Origin of the sequence: Solilutibacter tolerans, from assembly GCF_900155935.1 — a bacterium.
In the GTDB taxonomy this organism is placed as follows: Bacteria; Pseudomonadota; Gammaproteobacteria; order Xanthomonadales; family Xanthomonadaceae; genus Solilutibacter; species Solilutibacter tolerans.
Map to the genome: position 1 here is coordinate 616,552 of NZ_FTLW01000001.1, position 13,328 is coordinate 629,879.

At 61.1% G+C, this 13,328-nt stretch carries 14 protein-coding genes; 6 read left to right on the plus strand and 8 right to left on the minus strand.

Features of this window, described 5'->3' with window-relative positions; translation table 11 throughout:
* Positions 1 to 44 precede the first annotated feature (44 nt).
* Positions 45 to 1,244, plus strand: coding sequence for a formate-dependent phosphoribosylglycinamide formyltransferase (gene purT / locus BW989_RS02975; protein ID WP_076585148.1), 1,200 nt, complete (start codon positions 45 to 47; stop codon positions 1,242 to 1,244).
* 37 nt (positions 1,245 to 1,281) lie between these two features.
* Entirely contained in the window at positions 1,282 to 1,734 is a 453-nt protein-coding gene (locus tag BW989_RS02980) for a hypothetical protein (RefSeq protein ID WP_129582793.1), read from the plus strand.
* Between the two features lie 3 nt (positions 1,735 to 1,737).
* On the opposite strand, the gene BW989_RS02985 is transcribed toward BW989_RS02980, so the two are convergent.
* Together BW989_RS02985 and BW989_RS02990 are read right to left on the minus strand one after the other, a co-directional pair.
* The gene (locus BW989_RS02985) at positions 1,738 to 2,988 is read right to left on the minus strand and encodes an endonuclease/exonuclease/phosphatase family protein (RefSeq protein WP_076585152.1); all 1,251 of its coding nucleotides are present in this window, start codon (positions 2,986 to 2,988) and stop codon (positions 1,738 to 1,740) included.
* Entirely contained in the window at positions 2,985 to 3,731 is a 747-nt protein-coding gene (locus tag BW989_RS02990; RefSeq protein ID WP_076585154.1) for an arginyltransferase, read from the minus strand. Before BW989_RS02990 ends, BW989_RS02985 begins: the two co-directional genes overlap by 4 nt.
* 130 nt (positions 3,732 to 3,861) lie before the next feature.
* Between BW989_RS02990 and BW989_RS02995 the strand changes: the two genes are divergently transcribed.
* Positions 3,862 to 4,434 (plus strand): EF-hand domain-containing protein, encoded by a 573-nt coding sequence (locus BW989_RS02995; protein WP_076585156.1) that lies wholly within the window; start codon positions 3,862 to 3,864, stop codon positions 4,432 to 4,434.
* Positions 4,435 to 4,509: 75 nt separating this feature from the next.
* Here BW989_RS02995 and BW989_RS03000 read toward each other — a convergent pair whose 3' ends face one another.
* Genes BW989_RS03000 through BW989_RS03010 form a run of 3 tightly spaced genes read right to left on the minus strand, consistent with a single transcriptional unit; the run spans position 4,510 to position 6,851 of the window.
* Positions 4,510 to 5,352 (minus strand): putative signal transducing protein, encoded by an 843-nt coding sequence (locus BW989_RS03000; RefSeq protein WP_076585158.1) that lies wholly within the window; start codon positions 5,350 to 5,352, stop codon positions 4,510 to 4,512.
* A complete protein-coding gene (locus BW989_RS03005; protein ID WP_076585160.1) occupies positions 5,352 to 6,227 on the minus strand; it encodes an acyl-CoA thioesterase in 876 nt (291 codons plus the stop codon). The genes BW989_RS03000 and BW989_RS03005 overlap by 1 nt, the downstream gene beginning before the upstream one ends.
* Positions 6,228 to 6,281: 54 nt before the next feature.
* Complete coding sequence (locus tag BW989_RS03010) at positions 6,282 to 6,851, minus strand: N-acetylmuramoyl-L-alanine amidase (protein ID WP_076585162.1); 570 nt, start codon at positions 6,849 to 6,851, stop codon at positions 6,282 to 6,284.
* 53 nt (positions 6,852 to 6,904) lie between these two features.
* Here BW989_RS03010 and BW989_RS03015 point away from each other — a divergent pair, with 53 nt between their 5' ends.
* Both BW989_RS03015 and rlmKL read left to right on the plus strand, forming a co-directional pair.
* Entirely contained in the window at positions 6,905 to 7,429 is a 525-nt protein-coding gene (locus BW989_RS03015; RefSeq protein WP_076585164.1) for an alpha/beta family hydrolase, read from the plus strand.
* A gap of 3 nt (positions 7,430 to 7,432) precedes the next feature.
* Positions 7,433 to 9,574, plus strand: a complete 2,142-nt coding sequence (gene rlmKL / locus BW989_RS03020) for a bifunctional 23S rRNA (guanine(2069)-N(7))-methyltransferase RlmK/23S rRNA (guanine(2445)-N(2))-methyltransferase RlmL (protein ID WP_076585166.1) — start codon at positions 7,433 to 7,435, stop codon at positions 9,572 to 9,574.
* On the opposite strand, the gene BW989_RS03025 is transcribed toward rlmKL, so the two are convergent.
* The 3 genes from BW989_RS03025 to nfi form a co-directional block, all read right to left on the minus strand.
* Positions 9,575 to 10,012 carry a hypothetical protein gene (locus BW989_RS03025; protein ID WP_076585168.1) on the minus strand — a complete coding sequence of 146 codons (438 nt, stop codon included), beginning with the start codon at positions 10,010 to 10,012 and terminating at the stop codon, positions 9,575 to 9,577.
* A gap of 104 nt (positions 10,013 to 10,116) precedes the next feature.
* Entirely contained in the window at positions 10,117 to 10,524 is a 408-nt protein-coding gene (locus tag BW989_RS03030; RefSeq protein WP_076585170.1) for a hypothetical protein, read from the minus strand.
* 31 nt (positions 10,525 to 10,555) lie between these two features.
* On the minus strand, positions 10,556 to 11,299 hold the full coding sequence (nfi, locus tag BW989_RS03035; RefSeq protein ID WP_076585172.1) for a deoxyribonuclease V: 744 nt from the start codon (positions 11,297 to 11,299) through the stop codon (positions 10,556 to 10,558).
* Positions 11,300 to 11,572: 273 nt separating this feature from the next.
* On the opposite strand from nfi, the gene BW989_RS03040 reads away from it, so the two are divergent.
* The gene (locus tag BW989_RS03040; protein ID WP_076585174.1) at positions 11,573 to 13,321 is read left to right on the plus strand and encodes a DUF1800 domain-containing protein; all 1,749 of its coding nucleotides are present in this window, start codon (positions 11,573 to 11,575) and stop codon (positions 13,319 to 13,321) included.
* Positions 13,322 to 13,328 lie beyond the last annotated feature (7 nt).

The window sequence follows — 13,328 nt, forward strand, 5'->3', positions numbered from 1 at the left end:
CCTCGGCATAAACTGGTAGCTGGAGCCCCTTGGAAAAGCACTGAATGACAACCCTTGGCACACCACTATCCGCGCATGCCACGCGCGTCCTGTTGCTTGGCTCAGGTGAGCTGGGCAAGGAAGTCGCGCTGGAGTTGCAACGCTTTGGCGTGGAAGTCATCGCGGCCGATCGTTATGCCGATGCGCCAGCGATGCAGGTCGCGCACCGCAGTCATGTGCTGGACATGCTGGATGGTGCTGCGCTGCGCGCGTTGATCGAACAAGAGAAGCCGCACCTGGTGGTGCCCGAAATCGAAGCGATCCATACGCCGACGTTGGTTGAATTGGAGCGTGATGCCGGTTTGAAAGTGATTCCTACCGCGCGCGCGGCATGGTTGACGATGGACCGCGAAGGCATCCGTCGCCTTGCTGCGGAAACGTTGGGCGCGCCGACATCGCCTTATCGCTTCGTCGACACGCGTGAAGAATATTTGGCCGCGATCAAGGCCATCGGCCTGCCTTGCGTGGTCAAGCCGGTGATGTCGTCATCAGGCAAGGGCCAGTCCACCGTCAAGAACGAAGCCGACATCGATCACGCCTGGGAATACGCGCAAACCGGTGGCCGCGCGGGGGCAGGGCGCTGCATCGTCGAGGGTTTTATCGATTTCGATTACGAAATCACCTTGCTTACCGTGCGTCATGCAGGCGGCACCGCATTCTGTGCACCGATTGGCCATCTGCAACGCGACGGCGACTACCGTGAAAGCTGGCAGCCGCAACCGATGTCCGCCAAGGCACTGGAGCGCGCCAAAGTCATCGCCGCCGATGTCTCCGCCGACTTGGGTGGGTGGGGTGTGTTCGGGATGGAATTTTTCGTCAAGGGCGATGACGTATGGTTCTCCGAAGTCAGCCCGCGCCCGCATGACACGGGTCTGGTCACGCTGGTCTCGCAGGACTTGTCGGAGTTCGCGTTGCACGCGCGCGCGATTCTTGGCTTGCCGGTCGGCGCGGATACGGACGGCAACATCCCCAATATCGCGTCTTCAGCATCAAGTGCGGTGTTGGCGCAAGGCCATGGCGTGCCGGTGTTTTCCAACGTTGAGGTGGCATTGAGCAATCCTGCCGTCGCGCTGCGTCTATTTGGAAAGCCGCGTGTCGAAGGGCAGCGTCGCGTGGCGGTCACGCTGGCACGTGCAGGATCGGTGGATGAGGCGCGCCTGCTCGCGCGCAATGCTGCCGAAGTGTTGGGCGTGCAACTGGCCTGACTGACCGGGCGTGATGACCCACCAAACAGGAATGACGATGATCGAAACAAAAGATGAAGCACCTGAAGCCACCAACTGGACTGGAAAGTCGTCGGGCGATGTGCCGGTGAAGCAGACCATCGCGCCACCAGTGCCGATGGAAGTCGCTGCAGCACAAGAGCCGCCCAAGCCTGCGCCCGAGCCGGCCAAGCCGACCGTCATCGCGCCTGACAGTGGTTACGCGGTGTTTTTCTTTCCTGCGGCTATCGAAGCGCTCGGCGCCGTGGTGTCGCCCTATCTTGATACCGAAAATGGTGAGCCGCACATGCGCTGCCTGGAAGTGGACACCGGCGGCGCTTTCATCGAAGTCACGTTGGAAGTGGCCGACAAGGAGGGCGTGATGCGCCGCATAGAGCTGATGTTCCCGGCCAGCATGGTGCGCCTGATCATGTCGGTGCATAGCGATGGCACCTTCGGTTTTGCGCGTCCGGCGTCGCCGATCAATTACTAAGCATCATTCGGCGATCACATCAATCCACACCGCGTGGTGGTCGCTGGCGTTGGAGAAGCGGGCGTCTGCGTCATTGGCTGCAGGCCAGGCCACGCCCGCATCGCGCACACGCAAGCCCATTGACGGCAACACATAGTCGATACGAAGAGTGCCCACTTTCGGCCCGAAATCGGCGGTGTGGATGCTGGGGTCTCCCTTGCGCACAAAGCCATAGCGCTGGGCTTGTTCGGGGCCGCCCGCGCTGGTGGGCGGCGGCATCTTGAGCACGCGTGGCGAATCGAGAAGCTGGGTTATCGAGTTGCGAGCCGAATCGCCATCGATAGGATCGGCGTTGAGATCGCCTGCGATCACGAAGCGTGCATCGGTCGGCAAACCACCGCACTGACGCTTGTCATCGCACAGCCACGGTACGGGCTTTCCGGAGATGTAATCCGCCCACAGGCGCAATTCATCGGCATTGCGTTTGCCGTTGCGGTCTTCTGGGCCATCAAAGGTCGGGGGCGTGGGATGTGCGACGAGGAAATGGATCTCGCCCTGCGGCGTCAGCACCGGGATATCCCAATGTGATTTGGATGACAGACGCAATTGCTGCCATGTCGCATCGATATGGGTGGGTTTGCCCGTCTTCGGATCGACGGGGCGGCGTGCATTCGGCATCGCTGACCACTTCAGCAAACGGAAGCTGCGTAGACGGGCGATGTCGAGTGGGTACTTCGACAACACCAGCATGCCGTATTGGCCAGGGTGCATCCCGTAGCCCCAGGCATCATTGCCACGTGCGCGTCCGGTGCTGCCGATCTGGCCGTCGCCATCGATGTCCAGTCCGCTCGCCACGCCCGTGTTGACCTCGGCGAAATAGCGGAACGGGTAGTGCAGCGGTGTGCCGCCATATTGCGCGACATCGAGATATTTCTGCTGGAAAAGATCGGCGGCGCGGCCGTTGCGGTCGTAATCGAATTCGTTGAGCAAGACCACATCCGCACGCACACGTTGCAATACGGCGGCGATCTTGCGTGCATCGGCATCATCGCCTTGCAGTCGTTTGATGAGACCACCGTCCTCGTCGCTGTACAGCGAGGTGTTGTAGGTGGCGAAGCGCACCGCGGGCATCGCTTCGCGCAGCACGCGCGACATGTCGCCGGGTAGTCGCTCCAGCGCGCGGGCATCGGGGGTGCCGTGCACGTTGATGCGCAGGCAGGCGGCACTGACGAGGACGAATGAAACGAGCGAAATGGTGCGGATGACGCGGTTCATGGGGCGAGATACTCCAGCGGGCTCCAGCGATCGCCATCGTAGCCGTCAAGTGGGCGAAAGCGGCGTTTGTAGTCCATCTTCGGGTGGCCGGCGATCCAGTAACCGAGATAGAGATGTCGGCGTCCTTCGCGCATCGCCCAATCCAGTTGTTGCAGGATGGCGAAGGTGCCCAGGCCACGATCCGCATGGTCCGGATCGTAAAACGTGTACACAGCGGAGAGGGCGTCGGGCAGCAAGTCGGTGACGGCCACGGCAAGCAAGGGCCCGGCTGCGCCATCCACCTTTTGCCTGATTTCAAGGAAACGGGTCTCCGACCAGCTGCCGGCCAGGAACTGATCGAACTGCACGGCGCCATGATCGTCCATGCCGCCGCCACGATGACGCAAGCCGAGATAGCGTTGGTACAGCGCGAGTTGTTCGTCGCTGCGTTCGGCAGGCACGACGCGTGCGACGAGATCGGCATTGCGTTTCAGGTTGCGGCGCTGACTGCGGTTTGGGCGGAACTGTGCCACTGGCACGCGTACCGCCATGCACAGGCGACAGCCGTGGCAATTGGGGCGATAGACCAAGTCGCCAGAGCGACGAAAGCCCAGCTCCAGCGCACGCGGATAGATCAGCGGCAGGCGAGGGTCATTGGGTTCGACCACCAGGTCGCGTGCGGGACGGTCGTGCCAGTAGCCGCAGACATGCTCCCCGGTCTGGAAAATGCGGACATCGTGGGCAGGGGCGGCATCGGCGCGCATGAGGGCAGGATAACGGCGGACGGTTGCATGGCGCGAGACTGGCCGCAGCCTGAACAGAGCCTAGCAGGCGTCAACCGGCGGCTCGTGCGGCGCGTTGACCCAGCATCGAAACCAAATTGGAGTTCACCGAATGTCACCCTCTCGTCTCTCTCTGGCCATCGCCGCCGCTGCCTCCATCGCAGTCGCAGGTCTGGCCATCGCCGCCCCCCAAACCGCTACCTCGGCTGCCAAGGCCAGCAAAATGAAGTTGGATGTCAATAACGATGGCACCATCGATCGCGCCGAAGCGGCCAAGCATCCGCGTCTGGCTGAGCGCTTTGATCAGCTCGATGCCAACAAGGATGGCCGTTTGTCCGCTGATGAGCGCCCGCAGCGCGACATGAAGCGTGGCAAGCGTGGTCATCACGGCATGGGCATGAAGATGCAGCTGGATACCGACAAGGACGGCCGCATCAGCCGCGCCGAGGCCGCCAAGCAGCCCAAACTCAACGAGCGTTTTGCCCAGATGGATGTCAACAAGGATGGCTTCCTGGATCGTGCTGACCGTGAAGCACGCATGGCCACGCGCCGCGCCGAATGGTTCAACGCGACCGATACCAACCGCGATGGCCAGATCTCGCGTGCCGAATACGATGCGGGTCATGCCAAGCGAATGGCCGAGCGCCAGCAAAAGCAGGCGGCTCGCAAGGGCGTTGCACGCTAAGCCTCGTAACCGAATGTGGGTGGGAGCCCCCGGCAGTCCGCTTGATGCGGCTGCCGGGTTTTTTATGCCGGTTGATCAGGGCTTGCTGCTACCCGTTACCCGCCAGTCATAACCTTCGCGGACTACATCGAAACGCTGGTCTACGCGCAAATCGCCGCGCTGCACGCGCACGCGCACCGTGCCGCTGCCTGAGCCATCGGTCTGGTAATCGTCGATGCGGATGCTGGGTAGCTCGTTCGTGCCGTCACACGTCGCGGGATCGGCCAGTTTGGGCATATGGCCGGTGCTGGTCAGCAGCTCGAGCACACGCGCCGATGGCATCGCTTCATCCACCTGCAAGCAGGCTGCGCTGATGTTGCGTTCGCTAGCGATTCGGCTAACCAGCAACGTGGCCAGTGCTGATGGCACATCGACCCGCTGCACGATGGGCGCGGCATTGCGCGCCGCGAGTACGCCCGGACCACTGGGTTGCGTGCCGATGAGAGGGGCGCTGACGCCTTGCGCCTGCGGGGCAGGGCGACGTTGCCAAATCACTACCAGAGCCATCACCAATGCAATCGCGATCAAGAGCAACACCTTCAGACGCCCCGGGCTCAGCCAGCGGGTGGCTGCAATCTCTTTCCTGCCACCTGCGCGCAAATGCTCCGGCAAGAAACTGTCGCGCTGTTGGTCCGGACGCGTGCTGTCCAGCAAGCCCGCTTCGCGCAGCATCTCGCGGGCGCGCGGTTGGTCTTCGGAACGCATCACCCACACGGCGGCCTGGTTGTCACCGCCGGTATCGCGGTAACTCATGCCGCGATCAAACTTGCCGCGATAAGAACGACCATTGGTGATCTTGGTGGCGATGCCGGCTTCTTCCAGCAACGCCGCTACCGCTTCGACATTGGTCAAGCGCGGACTGGTGAAAACCTGCCGCATCAGTCAGTGTCCTTCAGCACGCGGACCATGCCTTCTTGTGCGGTGCTGGCTACCAGACGTCCTTGCGTATCGAAGATCTGGCCACGTGCCAAGCCGCGCGCATCCTGTGCGCTAGGGCTGTCGATGGAATACAGAAGCCAATCGTCGGCACGGAACGGGCGATGGAACCACAGCGCATGGTCGAGCGATGCCATCTGCACGCCCGGTTGGTAATAGCTGATGCCGTGTGGGAAGTTGGCTGTGCCGAGCAGATGGAAATCGCTTGCATACGCCAGCATCGCGCGATGCAGTTCGGGCGCATCCCCGATGCGTTCGGCCAGGCGGAACCACACTTGCTGATACGGCGGGCGCTTGGGCGGGTTCAGCTCATCACGTGGATACACATGACGGAATTCGAACGGACCGGCGCGATCCAGCCAGCGCTGCACCTTGGTTGGCAGTGTCGCCAGCACGCCATCGGGGACCGGGTCGGCATTTGGCAGATCATCGGGGCGCGGGACTTCCGGCATCGACAATTGATGGGCGACACCTTCCTCCTGCTTGTGGAACGAAGCCGCTGCGAAAAAGATTACTTGTCCATGCTGGATTGCAGTGACCCGGCGCACGGAGAAACTGCCGCCATCACGCGTGCGGTCTACTTGGTAGATGATCGGCGCGTCGATGTCGCCTGCGCGCAGGAAGTAAGCGTGCAGCGAATGGGCATCGCGCGGATGCTTGGCATCAATGGTCGCCTGGCTTGCCGACAAGGCTTGCCCCAATACCTGTCCACCGAACACGTATTTGGTGCCGATGTCGCGACTTTGACCGCGGAACAAGTTGTCCTCAAGACGCTCCAGCGCTAGCAGATCGACGAGTTCAGTGACGGGAGAGGTCATCGGCGGTGGTTTCGGGTGCACGGTCGCCCATTGTAGGCGGCGCGGCCCCTTTCTTCAGGCGATGAGACGTATCAATGGGCTCCCGGCCAGCACTCGCGTCCAGGGGAACATAGGCCCCGGGTCACGTTTGCGCCGCACTTGGCGGCTCGCATCGTCGCTGGCTTCGACTTCCTCGGTATCCAGATCTTCGTGCCCGGCGATCTGCTTGATCGAGGGGATACGCTCCTGCAAATCGGCAACCAGTGCGATCAGTGCCTCGATTTGCACGGGCGTATAGGCCTCATCCATCCCTTGATGCGTACTGTCCAACCAGTGCGGAAAGCGTCCAGTGTTGACCAGTTCGATGCCGATGCTGTGTGCATTCAGGCCTCGCACATGGTGGGCGATGCGATCCTCGGGCACCCAGCGTGAAATCTGTCCGTCGCGGTCGATGTAGAAATGCCCGCTATTACCGGTGCCAGATTGCGGGTAATGGATGCGCTCACCGTATTCGCGCGCAGTGACGAGGTCCGGCAGTTCGGTGCAGTGGATGACGATGAGGTCGATATCCGATGTCGCACGCAAGCCGAGCAGGTCTACGTAGGGCAGGGGAGCATCGATGATGTCGAGGTCAGATTTGCGCATGTGCCGATCCTATCAGGCCGTTCTGGGTCATCGGTGACAGGTAAAATGTACGGATGAAAGGCCATTGCATCCTCTCCCACGGCTTCGAAAGCGGGCCCGACGCTACCAAGGTCACGGCCCTGGCCGAAGCTGCCGATGCGCTCGGCTGGACGCACGAGCGCCCCGATTACACCGATCTCGATGCCCAGCGCGAGGTCAGCGAATTGGGCAATGTGCCTGCGCGTCTCGAGCGCCTGCTGGCGATCGCACAGGACGCCGCGCGCCGTGGTCCGGTGGTGTTGGCGGGTTCCAGCCTGGGTGCGTACATTTCGGGTCTGGTTTCGTTGCAGGTGCCGGTCGCCGGTCTGTTCCTGATGGCGCCGCCGATTCGCATGGGCACCGCGCACCCGCTCGATGCTGCGTCCGTGCCGACCTCGATCATTCACGGCTGGCGTGATGAGCTCATCCCCGCCGATGAAGTGATCATGTGGGCACAAGTGCGCCGTGATCGCTTGCTCCTGGTGGATGACTCGCATCGCCTTACCGAGCACGTGGAATCCTCCAAGCTCGCTTTCGCCGCACTGCTGGCCGGGCTGTAAATCTTGAACAAATTCTTCGCCAGTTGCGGCAAGGGCCTTGAGTACCTCTTGGCCGACGAACTCCTCGGGCTCGGCGTTGCCAAGGCCACCGCCACCATGGCCGGCGTCAATGTCGAAGGCAGCAGGATCGACGCACAACGCGCAGTGCTGTGGTCACGCCTGGCCAGTCGCGTGTTGTGGCCGCTGACCGAATTCGACTGCGCTGACGAAGCAGCGCTGTATGCAGGCGCGCGCGCCATCGACTGGACGCAACATCTCGACACTGACATGACACTGGCCGTCGATGCACACGTCTCGGGCGAGGGCATCACCCATGCGCGATTCGCTGCACAACGCGTCAAGGATGCAGTGGTCGATGTGATGCGCGGTGCGACTGGTGAGCGACCTTCGGTTGACGCCGAATCACCCGATGTGCGCTTGAATCTGGTCGTGCGAAAAGGCAAGGCGATCATCTCGATTGACCTCTCGGGTGGTCCTATGCATCGTCGCGGTTGGCGCAGCCTGCAGGGCGAAGCGCCGCTGAAGGAAAACATCGCTGCAGCCATGTTGATGCGTGGTGGCTGGCCCAAGCGTTATCAGCAAGGTGGTGACCTGCTCGACCCGATGTGCGGCAGCGGCACATTGCTGATCGAAGGCGCATTGATGGCCGCCGATGTCGCGCCTGGCCTGCAACGCCACGGCCTGAAATTGCCGACCTACTGGAAAGGCTTTGATCGCGACAGCTGGCATGCGCTGCATCTGGATGCCGAAGCGCGTGCGAAAACCGGTCTGTCGATACTGCGTCCGGTGTTTTCCGGTTATGACCTGGATCCGCGCGCAATCACCTCTGCGCGCAGCAACGCGCAAGCCGCAGGCGTCGCGGAAGCGATTTCGTGGAGTGTCGGCGATGTTGCTGCGTTGCCCATGCCGGAAGCCGCACAAGGCCTGATCGTGTGCAACCCGCCCTACGACGCGCGCTTGTCGGCCGATCCCGCCTTGTATCGCGCGCTGGGCGACGCATTGCAACGTGCCACACCCACATGGGCGGCAAGTTTGTTGTGCGGCAGCGATGAACTCGCTCGCGCCACGGGCCTCTTCGCGCGCAAGCGTTATCAAATATTCAATGGCGCGATCGAGTGCAGTCTCATCCTGGTGGACCCCGTCGCGCAGCCCAAGCGCGAAGACGCTGGGCCACGTCCGCTATCGGACGGCGCGCAAATGGTCGCCAATCGCATCGAGAAAAACCTGCGTCGCCTGAAAAGTTGGCGCAAGAGTGAAGGTGTCGATTGCTTCCGTGCCTACGACGCCGACCTGCCCGAATACGCCGCAGCCATCGATGTCTATACCGAAGCGGAGAATGGCGAAGTCTGGCTGCACGTGCAGGAATATGCTGCGCCAGCTGACGTGCCCGAAGCTATCGCGCAGCGTCGGTTGGATGATCTGCTCGCCGCCGCGCGCCGCGTGTTCGACTTGCCCAAGGAGCGCGTCGCGATCAAGACCCGATCCACCGGCAAGGGCGGCAGCAAGTACGGGCGCTTCGCTCGCACCGGCGAGTTTTTGACAGTGCGAGAAGGTGTGGCAAAGCTCAAGATCAATCTCTTCGATTATCTCGACACTGGCCTGTTCCTCGACCATCGCCCACTACGGATGCGCATTGCCAAGGAGGCGCGCGACAAGCGCGTGCTCAATCTGTTCTGTTACACCGGCGTCGCTAGCGTGCAAGCGGCCATGGGGGGCGCCGCGCAAACTACCAGCATCGATCTGTCGGCGACGTATCTGGAATGGCTGGCGGACAACCTGCGCGAGAACGGTCTGGGCGGCACCCGACATCGCATTGCCCAAGCTGATGTCATGGAATGGCTGGATGCAGAACGCAGTGAATTCGATTTGATCTTCTGCGATCCGCCGACGTTCTCCAACTCCAAGCGCGCAGATGACTTCGATGTGCAGCGCGACCACGTGCGCTTGATTCGGGCGGCGATGAATCGTCTGTCTTACGGCGGCGTGCTTTATTTCTCCAACAACTTCAGACGCTTCCGTCTTGATGAAGCAGCGCTCAGCGAATTCGCCGAGGTCCATGACATCAGCGCATCGACCATCCCGCCGGATTTCGCGCGCAACCCAAAAATCCACCGTGCATGGCGGATCACTGCGCGTCGAGATTGATCAGAAGCTCAGCGCGGCGACGGTCGAATACGCCTGCTGCAGGTCGGCGTCGTTGTTGGCTTGCACGTTGAAATAGGCTACGTTGCCATTCGACAACTCGATCGCCGCTTCGCGCGCCAGCAGTTCAGGACGGGTAGCGATCTCGGTGCGATACCACCACGTTTTTTGGCCGTTGATGCTGGTGGATTCCGCGCGTTGGCTACGGACCGGGTTGAAGGGTGATTCGTGGCTGACCATCACGGTGAATGCTTGACGGCCATTGGCATCCATCGCCTTGCAGAAGAGCAGGTCGGGATTACGGATTTCTTGCCATTGCAGCACGCTGTTCGCAGGCAGTTGCGGACACCCCTGTGTTTCTTGTGCTTGAAGCGGCGCTGCGCACAGCAGGCTGGCACCAAGGCATATCGCCAAGCGGCGCAGCGATGCATTCAGTTTCATTTGTTTCCCCAGTAGATCTGACACTAATGCTATGCCTAGCGTAGCATGCTGCAATGCGTCAACTGGGGCTGACTAAAAATGTGATGCGGTGCGCTTATATGGCATCAATCGGCTTGCGAGATCGTCAGTGTGGCCCTCGGTGGCTCCTCCCAATCCAGTCCTTTCAAGACCACTTGCCAGCGGCCGAAGCGAGCTGAGTTCGGGGCGTTTTGCTGATTCCGCGGATCGCTATTGAGTGCCGTGGTCAGCGGATTTCCGGCGACGGGCGTCCATTTAAATTCGATATCCGCGTCGCCCGCACGGATACATTGCACGTCAGGGCGGCAACGCGAATCGGCGACCACGCGTACATAAGTCAACGTGCTGCGATCCGGCAATGAAACCGATTGGCCAGTGCCGAGGGTGTGGTTTTCAAGTGCCGATGTGGTGGACGACGTGGACGCGTTGCCTCCATTGCCAGAGCTCTGACAGGCGACCAGTGACATCGCGACGACTAGCAGCAGGGTGCGCATGACTCGGGCTCCATGGGGATGATGGCTTGATTCAGCCATCTGCCAACGGAAGCGTGCGTGAATAGTCGATGTCGATGTCACCTCGGCGCGAAGCCAGGCGATCCGCCAGCCGCGTTGGCTCGGGCAGGCGATAGTGGGTGACGAAGCTCATGACAAGCTCGGCGCAAGATGCCATTGACACCTTGTGGCCAGGCGAAACAAACAAGGGCAGACAGCCTGGTTTGCTACGCAACGCCCAGCCGATCTGCTCACCCGGGTCACGCCCGGGGATGGGAACGCGCAATGGTGTGAAGGCGCCACGCATGTCGTGCAAGGCGGCGAAATCACCGACCAGTTTTTTCTTCGCCACGCCGACCGCTGGCAAGCCCGTCACTACGCCGAAATGTGCCGCGATACCCAGCCGCCTTGGGTGCGCGATGCCGTGCCCATCCAGCAGCACCAGGTCGGGCGATGTCGGCAAACCGTTGAGTGCTTCGAGCAAGGTAGGCAGCTCCCGGAAAGAGAGTAGGCCGGGGATGTAGGGCATCGTCGTCGGCATGCGTGCGATGTTCATCGCCAAGGGCTGAAGGCTCTTTGCGTCTAACAGGACGGCGGCGGCACGTGTGGTCGCACCGCTATCCTCAAAGCCGACATCGAGACCGGCCACGGTAGCCAGTCGTTTGGGGTAGGCGTCGCGCAGCATGACTTGCTTGGCCAGCGACACCTGCAGCGCGCGCGCGGCCTTGACGTCACCGGTCCAGACCGGAGCGGTGACGGGAGAAGGGGATTCGGACATGGGCTCAGGATAAGGCCTGCAGGTTCCTTCTGCGTGGGCATGCACGCACAAGGCAGACAAGCAAAAGCCCGTGTTGAGCGGGCTCTCGTCGCCGTCATCGGCGTGATGTGGTGGAGCCAGTAAGGATGGAACTCCCGACCAGAAATCCTTTGGCGTGTGGGTGCGCAATTGTTGCGACAAGAGTCAAGATTTGGCGAATACATAAAAGGCGGTATGCGGGTTGGAAGTTCGCTTACTATTCGCGGTGCAGGGGACAACTTGGAAGTCTTATGTATGACGCACGGCATTGGCTGGATGCGCGTTGTTTTCCTGAGCCTGTTGTTCGGCCTGCTGGCCTCTTGCGGGGGAGGCGGCGGTGGTAGCACGGGGAGTAGTGGCGCTAGTGGCGGGGGAACGACGCCGACACCGACGCCCGCACCTTTTAATGACATTCCGCAAACCGATGCCGAAGCGGCGCGCTTCCTGACACAGGCGACTTTTGGGCCGACGAGCAGCGAGATCGCGCGGCTTCGCCATATTGGCTATTCGCGCTGGCTCGATGAGCAAATGGATCCGGCTCGTACCCCGGCAACATTGCTGCTTCCCCACATTCATCAAATGACGGTGAACGACACCCTCGATTACCGTGAGAGGCGGAATTACTGGCTCTGGAAAACCGTCGGTGCATCGGACCAGTTGCGCATGCGGATGGGGTTTGCGCTGAGCGAAATATTCGTTGTCTCTGATCGGGACTACAACAACAAGAATTTCGAACGGATTACCCATTACCAGGACATGCTGGGCCAGGGAGCATTCGGTAGTTATCGTTCGCTGCTGGAGCAGGTAACCCTGCATCCTGCGATGGGGACTTACCTGAGTCACCTGGCCAATCAAAAGGCAGTCACCTACAAGAATGCGCAGGGGCTTCAGGTCAGCGTGGTCCCGGATGAAAACTATGCGCGCGAAGTCATGCAGTTGTTCTCGATCGGCCTGGTCGAGCGCAACCCCGACTTCAGCCCGGTGCTTGATGCCAATGGCGCCACCAAGGCTACTTATGACCAATCGGTGATCGCCGCCATGGCGCGGGTCTTCACGGGCTGGACATGGGCCGGCAATACCGACGCCAATTACTGGGCCTGGGCCGGCCATGACAATGATTACCGGGCGATGGAGTGTCATCCCAAGTTCCATGACGACCAGGCCAAGCTGATTTTCCGTGGCATCACCATCGCGGGCACGAGTGACTGCAAGGTGACTTTGCAACAGACGCTCGATGCACTGGCCACGCATCCGAACGTGGCGCCGTTCATCAGCCGGCAGCTGATTCAACGTTTCGTCACCAGCAATCCAAGTCCCGCCTACATCGGCAGGGTGTCCAAGGCATGGACCGACAGTAATGGCGACCTCGGCAAGGTGCTGCGTGCGATCTTGTTGGATGTCGAAGCGCGCGTGCCGCCTGCAGCGAGCGATGCAGGTTTCGGGAAAATGCGCGAGCCGTTGCTTCAACTTACCGCGCTCTGGCGCGCGTTCGATGCCAAATACTTGCCGGCAACCAATGGCACCTACATGTTCCGCTTCAGCAACAGCTGGGACTTCACCACCACGCTGATGCAGGATTCCCTTCGCGCTCCATCGGTATTCAACTTCTTCGAGCCCGACTACCGACTGCCCGCGGCAGGGGGAATACAGGGGATTTATGCCCCTGAGATGCAGCTCTACAACGAGGCGAGTTTTGGCAGCATCTTCAATCAGCAGTTGGATGCGGGCTGGAACAATTTTGCGACCACCGCGCCTACGGCCAATACACCGGCTCCGGTGATGGACATCAATCCACTGCTGACGCTGGCCAACAACAATGACCATGCCGGCATGGTCGCAAAACTCGACGTCCTCCTTTTCTACGGCACGCTTTCTCCGGATAGCCGTCGCGTGATGGTCGACATGCTCGACAAACTGAAAGCAGCCAACCGCCCAGCCGATGAACGCGTCCGTTCGTTGGTGCAGTTGGCGGTTTCATCCCCCGAATTTGTCGTCCAGCGCTGAGGAGTGG